14 protein-coding genes and 4 tRNA genes are annotated in these 16,498 nt (G+C 67.5%); 11 read left to right on the top strand and 7 right to left on the bottom strand.

Annotated elements, in window-relative coordinates; all coding sequences use genetic code 11:
* Positions 1-54: 54 nt before the first annotated feature.
* Entirely contained in the window at positions 55-690 is a 636-nt protein-coding gene (locus tag ACWEVR_RS07965) for a TetR/AcrR family transcriptional regulator C-terminal ligand-binding domain-containing protein (protein WP_452466291.1), read from the bottom strand.
* An 82-nt stretch (positions 691-772) separates the two neighbouring features.
* Between ACWEVR_RS07965 and ACWEVR_RS07960 the strand changes: the two genes are divergently transcribed.
* A complete protein-coding gene (locus ACWEVR_RS07960) occupies positions 773-1,816 on the top strand; it encodes an aldo/keto reductase (protein WP_452466290.1) in 1,044 nt (347 codons plus the stop codon).
* Here the strand turns inward: ACWEVR_RS07960 and ACWEVR_RS07955 are convergent, their stop codons facing one another.
* The 4 genes from ACWEVR_RS07955 to ACWEVR_RS07940 form a co-directional block, all read right to left on the bottom strand.
* Positions 1,817-6,361 (bottom strand): molybdopterin-dependent oxidoreductase, encoded by a 4,545-nt coding sequence (locus ACWEVR_RS07955; protein WP_452466289.1) that lies wholly within the window; start codon positions 6,359-6,361, stop codon positions 1,817-1,819.
* A gap of 273 nt (positions 6,362-6,634) precedes the next feature.
* Complete coding sequence (locus ACWEVR_RS07950) at positions 6,635-7,348, bottom strand: demethylmenaquinone methyltransferase (RefSeq protein ID WP_067641878.1); 714 nt, start codon at positions 7,346-7,348, stop codon at positions 6,635-6,637.
* A gap of 27 nt (positions 7,349-7,375) precedes the next feature.
* Complete coding sequence (locus ACWEVR_RS07945; RefSeq protein WP_357148478.1) at positions 7,376-8,518, bottom strand: glycosyltransferase family 4 protein; 1,143 nt, start codon at positions 8,516-8,518, stop codon at positions 7,376-7,378.
* Between the two features lie 73 nt (positions 8,519-8,591).
* The gene (locus tag ACWEVR_RS07940) at positions 8,592-9,026 is read right to left on the bottom strand and encodes a DUF3592 domain-containing protein (RefSeq protein ID WP_067485868.1); all 435 of its coding nucleotides are present in this window, start codon (positions 9,024-9,026) and stop codon (positions 8,592-8,594) included.
* Between the two features lie 40 nt (positions 9,027-9,066).
* On the opposite strand from ACWEVR_RS07940, the gene ACWEVR_RS07935 reads away from it, so the two are divergent.
* Positions 9,067-9,567 carry a DUF2505 domain-containing protein gene (locus tag ACWEVR_RS07935; RefSeq protein WP_067641876.1) on the top strand — a complete coding sequence of 167 codons (501 nt, stop codon included), beginning with the start codon at positions 9,067-9,069 and terminating at the stop codon, positions 9,565-9,567.
* Here ACWEVR_RS07935 and ACWEVR_RS07930 read toward each other — a convergent pair.
* Positions 9,560-10,825 carry a geranylgeranyl reductase family protein gene (locus ACWEVR_RS07930; protein WP_452466288.1) on the bottom strand — a complete coding sequence of 422 codons (1,266 nt, stop codon included), beginning with the start codon at positions 10,823-10,825 and terminating at the stop codon, positions 9,560-9,562. The genes ACWEVR_RS07935 and ACWEVR_RS07930 overlap by 8 nt on opposite strands.
* Before the next feature lie 144 nt (positions 10,826-10,969).
* Between ACWEVR_RS07930 and ACWEVR_RS07925 the strand changes: the two genes are divergently transcribed.
* A complete protein-coding gene (locus tag ACWEVR_RS07925; RefSeq protein ID WP_452466287.1) occupies positions 10,970-11,992 on the top strand; it encodes a polyprenyl synthetase family protein in 1,023 nt (340 codons plus the stop codon).
* A 222-nt stretch (positions 11,993-12,214) separates the two neighbouring features.
* Positions 12,215-13,069: a zinc metalloprotease HtpX gene (htpX, locus tag ACWEVR_RS07920; protein ID WP_452466286.1), complete on the top strand. Its 855-nt coding sequence runs from the start codon at positions 12,215-12,217 to the stop codon at positions 13,067-13,069.
* 4 nt (positions 13,070-13,073) lie between these two features.
* Here htpX and ACWEVR_RS07915 read toward each other — a convergent pair whose 3' ends face one another.
* Positions 13,074-13,565 carry a YajQ family cyclic di-GMP-binding protein gene (locus tag ACWEVR_RS07915; protein ID WP_067485050.1) on the bottom strand — a complete coding sequence of 164 codons (492 nt, stop codon included), beginning with the start codon at positions 13,563-13,565 and terminating at the stop codon, positions 13,074-13,076.
* Positions 13,566-13,742: 177 nt separating this feature from the next.
* On the opposite strand from ACWEVR_RS07915, the gene ACWEVR_RS07910 reads away from it, so the two are divergent.
* The 7 genes from ACWEVR_RS07910 (at position 13,743) to secE (ending at position 16,434) form a co-directional block, all read left to right on the top strand.
* Positions 13,743-13,825, top strand: a tRNA-Tyr gene (locus tag ACWEVR_RS07910).
* Between the two features lie 304 nt (positions 13,826-14,129).
* A tRNA-Thr gene (locus ACWEVR_RS07905) sits at positions 14,130-14,202 on the top strand.
* Positions 14,203-14,261: 59 nt separating this feature from the next.
* Positions 14,262-14,337, top strand: a tRNA-Met gene (locus ACWEVR_RS07900).
* A gap of 36 nt (positions 14,338-14,373) precedes the next feature.
* Positions 14,374-14,544, top strand: a complete 171-nt coding sequence (gene rpmG, locus ACWEVR_RS07895; protein WP_019049401.1) for a 50S ribosomal protein L33 — start codon at positions 14,374-14,376, stop codon at positions 14,542-14,544.
* A gap of 113 nt (positions 14,545-14,657) precedes the next feature.
* On the top strand, positions 14,658-15,731 hold the full coding sequence (locus ACWEVR_RS07890; RefSeq protein ID WP_452466285.1) for a fused (3R)-hydroxyacyl-ACP dehydratase subunits HadA/HadB: 1,074 nt from the start codon (positions 14,658-14,660) through the stop codon (positions 15,729-15,731).
* Between the two features lie 218 nt (positions 15,732-15,949).
* A tRNA-Trp gene (locus tag ACWEVR_RS07885) sits at positions 15,950-16,022 on the top strand.
* Positions 16,023-16,053: 31 nt separating this feature from the next.
* Positions 16,054-16,434, top strand: coding sequence for a preprotein translocase subunit SecE (gene secE / locus ACWEVR_RS07880; protein WP_452466284.1), 381 nt, complete (start codon positions 16,054-16,056; stop codon positions 16,432-16,434).
* The last annotated feature ends 64 nt before the right edge of the window (positions 16,435-16,498 follow it).

Below are 16,498 nucleotides of genomic sequence, written 5' to 3'. Positions count from 1 at the left end.
CGGGCCTGGCGTTGCGGGCCTGTCTTGCCCGACCTCGCGGGTCGAACGAGCGTCCTACGACCGTTGGTCGGCGTAGGCCGCGTCGACGAAGGTGCCTGCCATCGTCGCCACGGTCGCGGCGCGCGCGGCTCGGTCGGCTGCCGCCCGATCGATCGGATCGCCACTGGCCAGGAGGCGGTAGTAGAGCGGTGCGGAGACCGCTGACAGCACAGCGCGGGCATCCGTGCCCGCCGGTGCTTCGCCGCGAGCGACCGCGTCGTGGACGCAGGGCGCCCACTCGTCGAGGCGGGTGTCGTAGAAGGCGTGCAGCGCGTTCGCGGTGTCGGCGTCGACGGTTGCGGCGGCGATCACGGCCCGGAACAGGTTGCCTTGGCGTGGGTCGGTGAGGGTCTTGGCGACCAGGTGAGCGTTCGCGGTCAGGTCGTCGAGCAGGGCGCCGGTGTCGGTGCGGGGCAGCGACTGCTCGGCCATATCGGTCAGGAGGTCCGCGACCAGGCCCGCGGGTGTGCGCCAGCGCCGGTAGACGGTGGTCTTCCCCACGCCCGCCGTCGCGGCGACTTCGGTCAGATCGAGCCCGGCCAACCCGCGTTCGGCGAGCAGATCGCCGGTCACCTGCAGGACGGCTTCCCGGACCCGTGCGGTGCGCCCACCTGGGCGAACGGACCCGGGCCAAGCGATATCGTGCTGCATAACGGAACTCCTGTTTCATTTACGGCGAATCGGGTGTACTGTCCGAAGCATTAACGAAACTATAGACCCTTTAGGAGTTCTCATGGAGTATCGGCGGCTCGGCGCTTCGGGTCTGCACGTTCCGGCTCTCGGTTTCGGGGCAGGCACCTTCGGCGGGCGTGGTCCCCTGTTCAGCGCGTGGGGCGATACCGACGCGGCCCAGGCCAGGCGGTTGATCGACGTCAGCCTCGAGGCCGGGGTCACCCTGTTCGACACGGCCGATGTCTATTCCGACGGTGCGTCCGAGGAAGTGCTCGGCGCCGCGGTCAAGGGCAGGCGCGACAAGGTGCTGTTGTCCACCAAGTCGGCGCTACCCACCGGTCCCGGTGCTGACGACGCCGGTGCGGGCCGGGCCAGGCTCATCCGCGCGGTCGATGCGTCGCTGCACCGCCTCGGTACCGACTATCTCGACCTGTTCCAGCTGCACGCCTTCGACGCCGGCACGCCGCTGCTCGAAACTCTCTCGGCGCTGGGCGATCTCGTGCAGGCAGGCAAGATCCGCTATGTCGGTGTCTCCAACTTCGCCGGTTGGGAACTGATGAAAACCCTGGCCACCGCGGAGGCGCACGACCTTCCGAAACCCGTTGCGCACCAGGTCTACTACTCGCTCGTGGGACGCGACTACGAGTGGGAGCTCATGCCGCTCGGCGCCGATCAGGGTGTCGGGGCGGTGGTGTGGAGCCCGCTGGGCTGGGGCCGGCTCACTGGGAAAGTCCGTCGTGGCCAGCCACTTCCGGCGGGCAGTCGACTGCACGACACGGCGCAAGCCGGTCCACCCGTCGACGACGAGCACCTCTACGAGGTCGTCGACGTGCTCGACACCATTTCGGCCGAGACCGGCCGCAGCGTCCCGCAGATCGCCCTGAACTGGCTGCTCACCCGTCCCACCGTCGCCACCGTCCTGATCGGCGCCCGCAACGAGGAACAGCTGCGGCAGAACCTCGGCGCCGTCGGCTGGCAACTCGACCCGGAACACCTCGCCGCCCTCGACGCGGCGAGCGCCACCACACCCCCGTACCCCTACTACCCGTACCACCGCTTACCGGACTTCGCCCGGCTCAACCCGCCCGTGGTCCGCGCGGCCTGATCAGTACACGTCGCGTACGTAGCGCTTCTCGGCGACCAGTTGCTTCTTGAAGGCCAGCGCGCCCGCCTCGTCGAGCTTGCCGTGGATGCGGGCGATCCGCAGCAGGGTGTCGTCGACGTCCTTGGCCATGCGAGCGGCGTCGCCGCACACGTAGAAGTGGGCGCCCTCGCACAGCCACGACCACAACTCGGCGCCGTGCTCGATCATCCTGTGCTGCACATAGATCCGCTCGCGTTGATCGCGAGAAAAGGCCAGGTCGAGGCGGGTGAGGAAGCCCGAGCGGAACATGTCCTCGAGCTCGGTGCGGTAGTAGAAGTTGTGTGCCGCGTGCTGGTCGCCGAAGAACAACCAGTTGCGCCCGGTCGCGCCGACGGCCCGGCGTTCGTGCAGGAACCCACGGAAAGGAGCGATACCGGTACCGGGGCCGACCATGATCATCGGCACGTTCGGGTCGAGCGGTGGACGGAAATGCGGTGCCCGCTGGAGGAAGATCGGCACCTCGGCACCGGCGCGATCGGCCAGGAAGGTCGAGCACACTCCGCCTCGGCGCACCGAATCACCCACCGGGTCGCCGTAGCGCAGCACACCCACCGTCAGCTGCACCTCGTCCGGCGTGGTGAGCGGGCTGGACGAAATCGAATACTGGCGCGGCTGCAGCTTTTTCAGTGCACCGAGCCAGTCGACCAGGTCGGTCCGCACCGGGAAGTCCCGCAGTACGTCCACGGCTTGCCGGTCCCACAGGTAACTCGCCAACTCGTTGCGGTTGTCCCGGCGCAGCAGTTTGGCCAGTTGCGGGTGCGGATTTCGCTCGGCGATGAACCCGAGCAGATCGTTGCTCACCTTGGTGATGTCGAAATGTGTGCGCAGTGCGTCGGCGAGCAGCAGCTCCCGCCCGTCGACCTCCACCGCGCGTCGTCCGTCGAGGCTGGTCGCCGCGAGCCACTCCGCCACGAGGTCGTCACAGTTGGTCGGCAGCACACCCAGGGAATCGCCCACCTCATAGGTGGCATCGAGGTTGTGCAGGTCGAAACCGAAGCGGCGCACCTCTTTCGGTGATCCCGGTGCGCTGAGCACTTCGTTGCGCATGAGGGTGGCGAGGACGGGGGACTGACGGGTGAAGGGTGCGGCGGGTGCTCGCCGCGAAGGTGCGGTCTGCGGGCGATCGAGGACGGAGGCGCCGCCTCGACCGCTCGGTCGGCTCGCGGCCTGTTCGGGATATGGGTGTGGTGTGGCGCCCTGTGTAGCGGTGTGCGGGGTCGTCGCCATGAATCCAGGTGGCCAGGTACTGGCGGGCATGGGGCTGAACCCCGGCGGCGAACCAACGCCGGACGCCGACGGACCGGGGCCGGACGCCGGGGTGAGGGCAGCGAGGACATCGGTGAGCCACTGGTCGGCGGCGTCGTCGAAATCGGGTTCGCTGTCGACGCGGGGGAGTAGGCGGTGGGCGCCGCGCGCGGCGAGAAGAGTGTCGAGGGTGCGGCCGTGCCCGCAGAAGTCGTCGTAGGAGGAGTCGCCGAGGGCGAAGACCGCGTAGCGGACTCGGGGGAGGCGGACGGCGGTGTCCTCGAGGCGGGCGAGGAAGTCGGCACCGTTGTCCGGCGGACCACCGTCACCGAAGGTGCTGGTGACGACGAGAACATCACCTTCCAGCGCGGCGGGCTCGCAGGAGTCCATGTCGAGCAGCTTGGGCGCGAACCCGCCATCGGCGAGCCGCGCCGCCACCGAGGCGGCCAGCTCCTCAGCGTTGCCGGTTTGCGAAGCCCACAACACCGTCACAGTTGTGGATAACGCACCACCCGCTCCCGGCTCGGCTCCGCCCGCCGAGACGCCTACGGCACCCGGTCGGCCGAGAACCGCATCGCCGGTGGGTCCGTCGGTGGCTACCGCACCGCCTGAGCTGAAGTCTCCGAAGGGAGGGTTACCGAACAACTGCCCACCGACCGGCATTGCGGTGCCAGGGCTGCCGGCGGATTCACCGGCAGTGCCGGGACCCCGGGAGTACATGCCGGCCAACATGCCGTCGATCCACAAGCGGGCCTGCGGTGACAGCGGGGCGGTGGCAGGCAGCACGGGCTGACCGGACACCGGAAGAGATTGCAGCGCAGCGAGATACCCACCGAGATAGATGCGCTCGGCCTCGCTGAGTAACGGCGAGATCCCCGCATCGAGTCCGAGCATCACAGCCAACGGATGCGGACCACCGTGACCGGGCCCCGGGACCGCCGGGGCGAACCCGACCGGTTGACGGGTGTCGGCTGACGGCTGACCAGTGTGCGCGGTCGACGGTGCGGGTTGCCCGGCCGGCATGGCCTGTTGGGGCAACCGGCCGGCCTCTGGGGAACCTTGCTGCATCGGAACTCCCGTCGAAGATTCCGGCGCCGGACCCACACGGCGCAGCGCGACCGCGCACGCCTTGAACTCCGGTTGCAGGGAGGTGGGGTCGACGGCGTCGTTGGTGACGGCGTTGATCGTCAGGTATTCCCCCTGTTCGTCGTTCCAGTGGAAAGGAGCGAAGCAGTCGCCGGGACGGACCCGGTCGCTGATGCGGACCGGGAGAACGGCTCGCCCACGACGGGAGGCGATTTCGAGCTGATCGCCAGGTTTCAGGTCGAGGCGGGCGGCGTCGTCGGGGTGCACCTCGACGAACGGTTCCGGGTTGAGTTTGGTCAGTTTGGTGACCTTGCCGGTCTTGGTCATGGTGTGCCACTGATGTTGCAGCCGACCGGTATTGAGCAGGAAGGGGTAGTCGTCATCAGGAAGTTCAGCAGCGGGCAGGTGGGGGCGTGGGAAGAACACCGCGCGCCTGCTCGGCGTGGCGAAGGCCAGCGCGGGGGTGTGACCGTCGGCATCTACGTGCAGCGGCTGGTGGATGCCGTCGTTGCGGTAGCGGATCGGGTTGCGTGGGCTGTCGCTGTCGTTGCACGGCCACTGCATCGGGCCCTCACGCAGGCGGTCGTAACTCATACCGCTCAGGTCGTAACCGGTGGCGGGATTGGTGAACTGGCGCAACTCGTCGAAAACTTCGGCGCTGGAGGTGAAGTCGAAACCGGGGAAACCCATGGCGGTGGCCACCTGGGCGATGAGCAGCCAGTCGGGCCGGGCTTCACCGACCGGGTCGACGGATCGGCGCAACAGGGTGACATTGCGTTCCGAATTCACCATCACCGCATCGCTTTCCGCCCACAGCGTGGCGGGCAGCAGCAGATCGGCATAGGAGTTGGTCGCGGTCTCGGTGTAGGCGTCCTGCACCACCACGAGTTCGGCTGCCTCGAGCCCGGCGATCACCGTCTTCCGGTTGGCCACGGTGGCAACGGGATTGGTGCAGATGATCCACGCCGCCTTGATCTCACCATCGGCCAGACCGGCGAACATGTCGATGGTTCCCGGCCCCGCTTCGGTGCGCAGCGTGCCCTCGGGCAGGTCCCACGCGGTCTCGACGAAGGCGCGGTCGGCGGGGGAGAGCAGGTTGCGCTGACCGGGCAGCCCCGGCCCCATGTAACCCATCTCGCGCCCGCCCATCGCGTTGGGCTGGCCGGTCAGCGAGAACGGCCCGCTGCCGGGTCGGCAGATCGCGCCGGTGGCCAGGTGCAGGTTGATCAGGGCATTGGTGTTCCAGGTGCCGTGCGTGGACTGGTTGAGCCCCATCGTCCACAGCGACATCCACTCGCCCGCCTCGGCGATCATGGTCGCCGCGGTCCTGATGTCGGCTTCGGCGAGCCCGGTGAGTTCGGCGACCCGTTCCGGCGGGTAGTCGGCGAGGAACTCGGGCATCGCCTCCCAGCCATCGGTGTGTTCGGCGATGAAGTCGGTGTCGATGGCGCCGTCGGCGACGAGCAGGTGCAGCAGGCCGTTGAGCAGGGCGAGGTCGGTGCCCGGCGCGATCTGCAGGAACAGGTCGGCGCGCGCGGCCGTTTCGGTGCGCCGCGGGTCGACCACGATCAGTTTGGCGCCGGCTTTGAGCCGGTCGGCCATGCGAAGGAACAGGATCGGATGGCAGTCGGCCATGTTCGCGCCGGTGACGAAGAACAGGTCGGCGTGCTCGAAGTCGTCGTAGGAACCGGGGGGCCCGTCGGCACCGAGGGACTGCTTGTAGCCGGTGCCCGCGCTGGCCATGCACAGCCGCGAGTTGGCTTCGATGTGTTTGGTGCGCAGGTATCCCTTGGCGAGTTTGGTCGCCAGGTATTGGGCTTCCAGCGACATCTGCCCGGACACGTAGAGCGCGATGGCGTCGGGACCGTGTTCGTCGAGGATCGCGCGCAGCCGGTCGGCGGTTTCGCGCACCGCGTCGTCCACCGACAGCGGGACGGGCGCTTGTCCACGTTCGGGGCGGTGGTAGGCGGTGCTCATCCGGCCGGGCGCCGCCATCATCTCCGCGTGCGTCGCGCCCTTGGTGCAGAGTCGCCCCGCGTTCGCGGGATGCAGTTTGTCGCCACTCACCTTGGCGATCACCGGTGCGCCGGACTGGTCGATCGTGGTCCGGACGGAGATGCCGCAGCCGACGCCGCAGTACGAGCACTGCGTGCGCACAGAGTCGTCGCCGGTCATGCGCGCCCCCCTCGGCATGCTCGGGCGCCCTGCGTGGTGACGCGGGTAGGCGTGTCCGAGCGCTGACCTGTCATGGCACCGATCATCCGCACCCGGCGTTGCGCTCGATTTAACGAACGTTATGTCCAGGTGACAATCGACCTCACCGGTCGAAATCCCGGCTGTGAGGTTGCCACCGAAATATAGTCCCTGATCAGGGGATCTTCCGAGGTTTGCCGCAGATCCGAACGGGTGCCCTGCGTGACCGGACTCACCCGGTGAAATCGGCGCAGGTCAGCCCATTTTGTAGCCGCGATGCAGGGCGACGACACCGCCGGTGAGGTCACGCCACTGCACCGAGTCCCAGCCCGCGTCGGCGATGCGCCTGGCCAGCCTGCGCTGATTCGGCCACGCCCGGATCGACTCGGCCAGGTACACGTAGGCATCCGGGTTGGAGCTCACCGCGCGCGCCACCCGGGGCAGCGCCTTCATGAGGTACTCCATGTAGACGGTGCGGAACGGCCCGAACACCGGGGTCGAGAATTCGCACACCACGAGCCGGCCGCCCGGCTTGGTGACGCGCAGCATCTCACGCAACGCCAAGTCGATATCGGCCACATTGCGCAAACCGAAGGAGATAGTCACCGCATCGAACGAGTCGTCGGCGAACGGCAGCGCCATCGCGTCGCCCGCCACCATCGGCACCTGCCGGAACCGGCCCGCGGCGAGCATGCCCTGGGAGAAGTCGGCGGCCACACACCAGGCGCCGGACTTGCCGAGTTCCACGGTGGACACACCGGTGCCCGCGGCCAGGTCGAGCACCCGCTCGCCGGGGCGAAGGGCGAGCGCGCGTCGTGTCGCCCACCGCCAGTACCGGTCCTGACCACCGGAGATGACCGTGTTGGTGAGGTCGTAGCGTTTCGCCACACCGTCGAACATCGACGCGACCTCGTGGGGTTGCTTGTCCAGCGAAGCCCGAATCGGTTCCCGCTGCTCTGTTGTCGCCACGATTCGAGCTTATCCGCCCGCTCGGGGCTAGGCCGAGCGCGGCAACCGCTGCCGCATCCCGGTGACGTCGGCGTAGTGGCCCATCAGTTCGGTGCAGATGGCGGGCCAGGTGCGGTGTAACACCGACTTGCGTGCCGCGGCCGCGAACCGGGCACGCTGGTCGGCGTCGCGCAGCGCCGACACCGCGCTCGGCAGCAACTCGGCGAACCGGTCCACCGGCAGGAGATAACCGTTGCGGCAGTGCGCGATCAGGTCACGCGGCCCACCGGCGTCGGGCCCGATCACCGGCACCCCCGACGACAACGCTTCCTGCACGCCCTGGCAGAACGTCTCGTGCTCGCCCGGATGCACCATCACATCGAGGCTGGCGTAATGGGTGGCCAGTTCGGACCCGCCCAGCTCGCCGGTGAACACCGCGCGCGGCATCAGCCTGCTCAGCCGCGCCCGCTCCGGCCCGTCACCGACCACGACGAGCTGAATGGACGGGTCGTCGGCGAGCGCGGCCAACCGGTCCACATGCTTCTCCGGCGCGAGCCTGCCGACGAACCCGACCACCAACCGCTCGCTCGAGCCCAGCCAGCTCGCCCGCAGTTCGGCACTGCGCGCGGCCGGGTTGAACCGGTCGATATCCACGCCGCGCCCCCACCGGTGCACCCGGGGAATTCCGTGTTCGGCCAGGTCGGCCGCGGCGGCCGACGACGGGGCGAGCGTGCGCGTGGCTCCCTCGTGGATCCGGCGCGTCCACGCCCAAGCCGCCCGCGCCGCCAGTCCGAGCCCGTAGCTCTTGGCGAAACCGGCCACATCGGTCTGGTACACCGCGATCGAGGGCAGGTCGAGGCGGGTGGCGGCGGCGAGCCCGCCCGCGCCAAGCAGAAATGGCGAAGCCAAATGCACCACGTCCGGGTCGAACTCGGCGATCGCGGCGGTGATCCCGGGTTGTGGCAGGCCGACGGGCAGCGAACTCACCTTCGGCACCATCATCGCGGGCACCCGATGCACCGGGAACCGGCCGTGCAGGCGCGGGGCGGGCGGTGCGCCGCGCAGCGTATCGGGCGCCACGATCATGGCATCGTGCCCGTGCTGGTCCAGGTGATCGAGCACCCGGAGCACGGAATTGACGACGCCGTTCATGTTCGGCAGGAAAGACTCCGAGACGATGGCTACGCGCACACTCCAAGAGTGACCGCCACACCGCGCGCCACGCCCACACCGACGTGAAGCCGGGGCGAACAGCAGGGGAAAGTTACCGCTGTCTGCGCCGCACCAGCCACAGGGCGGGCAGCGCGAGCGCCCACACCACCACGATCACCGACGCGGCGGGCACGATCGCCACCCGCGCGTCGCGTCCGGCCACCCGGACCAGGTCGGGGTCGCGGGTGCTGTACTCCACGTTGATGCGCTGACCGGCGGTGAGATTGGTGGGATAGAGGATCCCGACCTTCGGATTGTGGGTGACGCTGTCGGGCGTCACATACATCACCGCCGAACGCAGCCGCCCCGCCGAGAGCACCTCACCGGAGGTGACCCCACGGTTGTGCTCGATCTCGTAATCGTTGCGCCACGCCGCGAGTACCAGCAGCACCATGAGCACGCTGATCACCGTCGCGGTACCGAGGATTCCGGTACGAACCCGCCGCAGGCGATCGGAGTACCTATCCGACTGGCTGGTTTCCGACACCACGCCACCCTAACGGTGGGCTGCACTAGCGTGTGCCACCATGTCCCGAAAATTCAGCTTCACCGTGCCTTATGCCGTCCCGGTCGAAGATCTTCACCGGGCACTCGTCGACGACGCGATCTGGCAGGAGCGGTTCGCCGCCGCCGAGACCGCGACGCTGGAACTCTCCCATCCCGACGGACCGGATTCGATCCGCATCGAGATGACCGAAACACCCGGCCGGGACAAGGTTCCCGCGCTGGTCCGCAAGGTTCTCAAGAGCGATCTCGTGCTCGCCCGCACCGATGTCTGGCAGCCGCTGGACGGCGAGGTCGCCAAGGGCAGCTTCACCGGGCGCACCGGCGGCATCACCACCGAGATGTCGGGCACCTACGAGCTGCGTCCCACCGCCGAGGGCAGCGAGATCGAGGTCGTCGGCACCGTCACCGTGAAGGTGCCCCTGGTGGGCGGCGCCATCGAGCCGCTGGCCGAACAACTGCACCAGCGCGTCCTCAACAGCGAACGCAAGTTCATCGAGGGCTGGTTCGCGAAGCTCAGCTGAACGGCGCCAGGTCGTCGGCGCGTAGGGAAGCGCGACCGGCCGTTCGCCATAGGCGGGCGGTCAGGTCGTCGTCCTCGTCGGTCACCAGGTTGCCCATCACGCGAACGGCGGTGCGCTGCAAATACTTCGAGCGCATCACCGGCGGGCCGCCGAGGGGGACCATCTTCGGGTGCGTGGCCAGCCCGGCCAGCCTGCGGGCCACGGAGAACGTGCGCCCGTAGCGCTCGCGCAGCAGTTGCGGCCACACCCGCGTCAGGTCCGGTTCGTCGAGCAGGTCGGCGAGCAGATGACCACCTTCGAGGCCGTAGTCGATGCCTTCGCCGTTGAGCGGATTCACACAGCCCGCGGCGTCACCGACCAGCACCCAGTTGCGTCCGGCCACGTTCGACACCGCCCCGCCCATCGGCAGCAGCGCCGAGGCCACCGCGCGCAGTTCGCCCTCGAACTCCCATTCCTCGCGGCGCAGCCGGGTGTAGTGCTCGAGCAGCGGTTTCAGCGCGATATGCGACGGCCGTGCCTCGGTGGCCAGCGAACCGACACCGATGTTCACCTCACCGTTGCCGAGCGGGAAGATCCAGCCGTAGCCGGGGACGAGCTGGTCGTCGGCATTGCGCAATTCCAGGTGCGAGGAGATCCACTGGTCGTCGCTGCGGCCGGAGGTGATGTAGGCGCGGGCGGCGGTGCCGTAGGCGTAGCGGCGATGCCAGATGCGGCCGAGCTGTTTGCCGACGGGGGAGCGAACCCCGTCGGCGACGACGAGCACCCGGCAGTTCACGGGGTGCGTGGTGTCGCCGATGCGCACGGTCACCCCGGTGACCCGGTCGCCGTCGCGCAGCACCTCGGTGACCTTCGCGCCGTCGACCATCCGGGCACCGGACTTGATCGCCGTCTCCCGCAATGTGTTGTCGAGTTCGGTTCGCGGAACGGCACTTCCGTAGGTGGGGAACGACCCGCCCGGCCAGGGCAGCAGCGCCTCACGCCCGAATCCGGCCATCCGCAGACCATGGTTCACCGTGTGCGCGCGCAACCATTCGCCGAGCCCGAGATGTTCCAATTCGGCGGTGGCGCGCGGGGTGAGGCCGTCACCGCAGGTCTTGTCGCGCGGGAAGACGGCCGAATCGAGCAGCAGCACATCGCGTCCGGCGCGGGCCGCCCACGCCGCCGAGGCGGAACCCGCAGGTCCGGCCCCCACCACGAGCACCTCTACGGTGTCGGGCAGCGTCGCGTGGTCGGCGGGGACGACATCCGGTGAACCCATGGCTCAATACTGGCACTTCGCGCGGTTGTGCGAGAGTGTCGGGTACACCGGGAAATCTCACGTGTGACGGGGTTCATCGGCTGTAGCGCAGGAACACGCTAGGTTGCTACCCGTCGGGGTCGGACGCATCGCTGGGAGAAACTAATGAGCACATCGGCTGTGAGCGACGAGAGCACCGTGGTTGCCGGGGTCGATCTCGTCGATCCGGAACTCGCCGCCACCGTGCGCGATGGGTTGGCCGCAGTCGAGAAACTGCTCGTCGACGAACTCTCCGACGGCGAGGAATTCCTGCAGGAGGCGGCGTTACATCTGGCCAGGGCGGGCGGTAAGCGGTTCCGGCCGCTGTTCACGCTGCTCGCCGGCCAGCTCGGCCCGAATCCCACCGATCCGGCGCTGGTCACCGCGGGTACGGTCGTCGAACTGGTGCATCTGGCCACCCTCTACCACGACGACGTGATGGACGAGGCCACCCAGCGCCGCGGCGCCGAGAGCGTGAACTCGCGCTGGGGCAACAACATCGCCATCCTCGCCGGCGACTACCTGTTCGCGCACGCCTCCCGCCTCACCTCGACCCTCGGCCCCGACGCGGTGCGCATCATCGCCGAGACGTTCGCCGAGCTGGTCACGGGTCAGATGCGGGAAACCATGGGTGCCAAGCAGACCCAGGACCCCGTCGAGCACTACCTGAAGGTGGTGTGGGAGAAGACCGGTTCGCTCATCGCCGCCGCGGGCCGCTTCGGTGGCACCTTCTCCGGCGCCGACAGCGAGCACGTCGAACGCCTGGCCCGCCTCGGTGACGCGGTCGGTACCGCCTTCCAGATCTCCGACGACATCATCGACATCTCCTCGTCGTCGGAACAGTCCGGCAAGACGCCGGGCACCGACCTGCGCGAAGGCGTGCACACCCTGCCCGTGCTCTACGCCCTGCGCGAGTCCGGCGCCGACGGCGACCGCCTGCGCACCCTGCTCGACCACCCGCTCGACACCGACGCCGAGGTCGACGAGGCCCTGGAACTGCTGCGCCGCTCGCCCGGCATGGCGATGGCCAAGGACAAGCTGCAGGAATACGCAGACCTGGCCGACGCCGAACTGGCCGCCCTGCCGGCGGGCCCCGCGAACGACGCCCTCACCCGCCTCGTCCGCTACACCATCGAACGAGTCGGCTGACCCGGAACTTCTCGCACCTCGCACCCGTTCAACAAAAGCGAGCTGTACCGCCTCCCCGGGAATTTTGGCCAGACTGGGTGCGGGGTGAGTCGCGTTGGCGGCAAGACCTCCGTGGCGCTTGGGTCAGCTCGTACCCGACGAGTTACCCATGTTCGTACGAGACCAGGGGTTGCGTTCGCGTGCAGGGGTGCGCAGGCGGAACAGAGAGGCGGATGAGCACCGATGCTGCGAACGATCGGGCTGATGGTCGCCATGTCGGCGCTCATCGTCGCCATCGGCGCGATGTTCCGCAGCCCGACCATCCTCGTCATCTCGATCGTGCTGGCCGTGGCGATGAACGCCTACGCCTATTTCAACAGCGACAAGCTGGCGTTGAAGGCCATGCACGCCCAACCGGTGAGCGAGCTGGAGGCCCCGGTCATGTACCGCATCGTGCGGGAACTGGCGACCGCGGCGCGACAGCCGATGCCGCGCCTCTACATCAGCCCGACCAACGCGCCCAACGCCTTCGCCACCGGGCGCAATCCCCGGCACGCGGCCGTGTGCTGTACCAGCGGCATCCTGCAATTACTCGACGAACGCGAGTTGCGCGCGGTGCTCGGCCACGAACTGTCGCACGTCTACAACCGCGACATTCTCATCTCGTCGGTGGCGGGCGCGATGGCCTCGGTCATCACCGGTCTGGCCAACTTCGCGTTCCTGGCCAGTTCGTTCGGCAACCGCGACGGGCAGGGTCCCAATGTCATCGGCGTGTTGCTTGTCTCGCTGCTGGGCCCGATCGCGGCCGGGCTGATCAAGATGGCGGTGTCACGTTCCCGCGAGTACCAAGCCGACCGATCCGGTGCCGAACTCACCGGCGACCCACTCGCCCTCGCCTCGGCACTGCGCAAGATCGAACGGGGCGTCCAGGCGGCCCCCCTGCCGCCGGACCCGAAGATCACCAGCGAATCACACCTGATGATCGCCAACCCGTTCCGCGCGGGCGACCGCATCGCCCGCTGGTACTCCACCCACCCCCCGACCGCCGATCGCATCAGGCGGCTCGAGGAGATGGCGGGCGGGACGCACCGGCACTGAGGAACTAGCGGTAGTTCACGAACTGCAGCGCGATACCGAAGTCCTCGCCCTTGAGCAGCGAGATCACGGCCTGCAGATCGTCGCGCTTCTTGCTGCTCACCCGCAGCTCGTCGCCCTGGATCTGCGCCTTCACGCCCTTGGGGCCCTCGTCGCGGATCTTCTTGGAGATCTTCTTGGCCTTCTCGGTGTCGATTCCCTGCACCAGCGTGCCGGTGATCTTGAACACCTTGCCCGAGGCCTGCGGCTCGCCGGCGTCGAACGCCTTGAGCGAGATGTCGCGCCGGATCAGCTTCTCCTTGAACACCTCGAGCGCCGCCTTCACCCGCTCCTCGGCATTGGCGGTGAGCACGATGGCCTCCTCGCCGGACCAGGCGATCGAGGCGTCGGTGCCCTTGAAGTCGTAGCGGGAGTTCAGCTCCTTCTCCGCCTGATGCAGCGCATTGTCGACCTCCTGCCGGTCGACCTTGCTCACCACGTCGAATGACGAATCAGCCACACTGCGCTCCTGTTCTTCGGAAGGTCCGTACAACTCCGCGGCAAGACTGCCTCACCGCCGAGACAGTTGTACCCGTAACGCGCCGTAGCGCGCGCCCGCAGGGGGTCTGTGCAGGCGGTTTGCATCCCCGGGGTGGGTTCGTTGTAAGCTGCTCAGCGCACCGGAAACGGCGCACAAGGCAGATTGCCCGAGCGGCCAATGGGAGCAGACTGTAAATCTGTCGGCGCAAGCCTACGTAGGTTCGAATCCTACATCTGCCACATCGAACCCCGTCGATCATCAAGATCGGCGGGGTTTTCTGTTCCGCCTCCCCGGGACTTTGGGCCAGACTCAGGCGCGTGACCCGGTTCTCGGCGCGGCAAGGTTGATCGAGGCGCTGAGTCAGCCCGTACCCGGTGAGTTACCCATGTGCTTGCGCAATCAGTGGTCTGGTTGGCGGCAAAAAGCCGCTCCCACCTGGCGATTTGGTGCTCATCGGTTGCAGTGTGTAATCTCTTTCAGGACGCCGGAGCACGGGGTCGCTCTGATCGGTTCGCCGACCAAGACTCTGTGCCACGTAGTCATGCCCCCTTAGCTCAGTCGGCAGAGCGTTTCCATGGTAAGGAAAAGGTCAACGGTTCGATTCCGTTAGGGGGCTCGCCGGATTGCCGGTGGTGACCGACTTTCCCGCCGGCCCCACCGTAATAGGTCCGCCGTGGCGGTGTAGCTCAGTCGGTAGAGCAAACGACTCATAATCGTTGTGTCGCCGGTTCAAGTCCGGCCATCGCTACCAATAACGACTCAGCCCAGACCGGAAAGAAGGCATATCGTGGCCGCGAAGTCCACCGATGTCCGGCCAAAGATCACCTTGGCCTGCGAAGAGTGCAAGCACCGCAACTACATCACCAAGAAGAACCGGCGCAACGACCCGGACCGCCTCGAGCTGAAGAAGTTCTGCCCGAACTGCGGCACCCACCGGGCGCACCGCGAATCGCGCTGATTCGAAACAAAAACATCTGCCGAAGGCCGGACGAAAGTCCGGCCTTCGTGCGTTTTCCAGACCGGTCGCCAGGGGTGCGCGCGCACAAGTCGGTAATGTGCCACGCTGTGACAGTGAACACCGGAACTGACGAAGCGGTCTCGGCCGCAGCCGCCGAACCATTCGATCCCGCCGCCCACGCGGCCTCGATGGTCGGCCACCACTACCGGGTCGACGACTATTACGAGGTCGGTCGCGAAAAGGTGCGTGAATACGCCCGCGCCGTGCAGGACTACCACCCGGTGCACTGGGACGAGGACATCGCGCGCGAATACGGCCACTCCGGTCTGCTCGCCCCGCTCACCTTCATCTCCCTGGTCGGCATCCTGGCCCAGCGCCGGTTGTTCGAGGAGATCGTCACCGGATACGACCTCAGCCAGATCATGCAGACCGATCAGATCCTGGAATTCCACCGGCCGATCCGCGTCGGCGATCGGCTCACCTGTGACGTTTATCTGCATTCGTTCCGGCAGGCATTCGGCGGCGACATCATCGTGACCAAGAACATCGTCACCGACGCCGACGACGAATTGGTGCTCACCACCTACACCACTCTCATCGGACGCAGCGGCGGCGATATCGATCCGAATATGTCGGCGGCCGTCCGCAATGTGCTCATGCACGGTCTCGGCGACGACGAACCGGCCCACCACGCGCCGAGCGACGCCTTCACCGCGATCACCCCGGACCCGGTGACCAAGAACCCGGAACCGCAGTCCAGTACCCACGCGCTCGCCTTCGAAAGCATCGCGGTCGGCGACGAACTGCCCGCCCGGACGGTCCGGCTCACCCGCGGCGACCTGGTGAACTACGCCGGCGTCTCCGGTGATGCCAACCCAATTCACTGGAGTGACGAGATCGTCAAACTCGTCGGCCTCGACAACGTGGTGGCCCACGGCATGCTCACCATGGGCCTCGGCGGCGGATTCGTCACCTCCTGGCTCGGCGACCCGGGTGCGGTGAAGGAATACAACGTGCGTTTCACCAGCCCCGTCTACGTGCGTGCCGATGCCCCGGCCGAGGTGGATTTCACGGGTAAGGTGAAGTCGGTCGACCCGGAGACCCGAACGGCCGTCGTCGCCATCACGGCGAAATCGGCGGGCAAGAAGATCTTCGGCCGCGCCACGGCAACAGTTCAGCTGGCCTGACCTGGTCGAGCGTCCCGATTGGCACATTGCCCACGCGGTAACGTACACTCGGGACTCTGGGGTCACCGGCTGCTGCGCGCTGACTTCCCGGGAGCCTGCTCCCACGGAAGCGGCGCGCGTGTTGTGTGTGATGCCGACCCTGGGATAGACGGCTCGCAAGAGTCGATAATCGAATATCGATTGTGGTTGGACGTATCGGCCCAGGCCGGTCCAACCGAAGGGGCGTAGCTCAATTGGCAGAGCAGCGGTCTCCAAAACCGCAGGTTGCAGGTTCAAGTCCTGTCGCCCCTGCCCTGAATGCCAGCGACGAGAGAGGATCGACGTGACGGACGAGCGGGATACTCGCGCCGAAGACGGCGACGATACCGCCGCTGCCACTCGGCCGAGCGGCAAGCGGACTGCTCGTCGTGCGCGCACGTCGGACTCTCCGGCGACCACCGGTTCGGTGGCCATGCTCGACCGGCCGTCGAACTCGCGCAGGGCGGACAAGACTGCCGGTAAGGCCAAGACGGGCAACCCGTTCAAGCGGCTGCTCAAGTTCCTGCGAGAGGTCATCGCGGAACTGCGCAAGGTGATCTGGCCCAACCGGAAGCAGATGGTCACCTATACGACCGTCGTTCTGGTGTTCGTGGTCTTCATGGTCGCGTTCATCGCCGGGATCGACGTAGCGTTCGTCAAGGGTGTCGACTGGCTGTTCGGCTGATCGCCGACACCCACGCCGGTAGCCGATCGCGGGCCGGAACGGCGGAGTGTGCCTCCGCGCACCC

This window comes from Nocardia sp. NPDC003979 (assembly GCF_053605015.1).
This window is presented reverse-complemented; position numbering and strand designations above follow the sequence as displayed.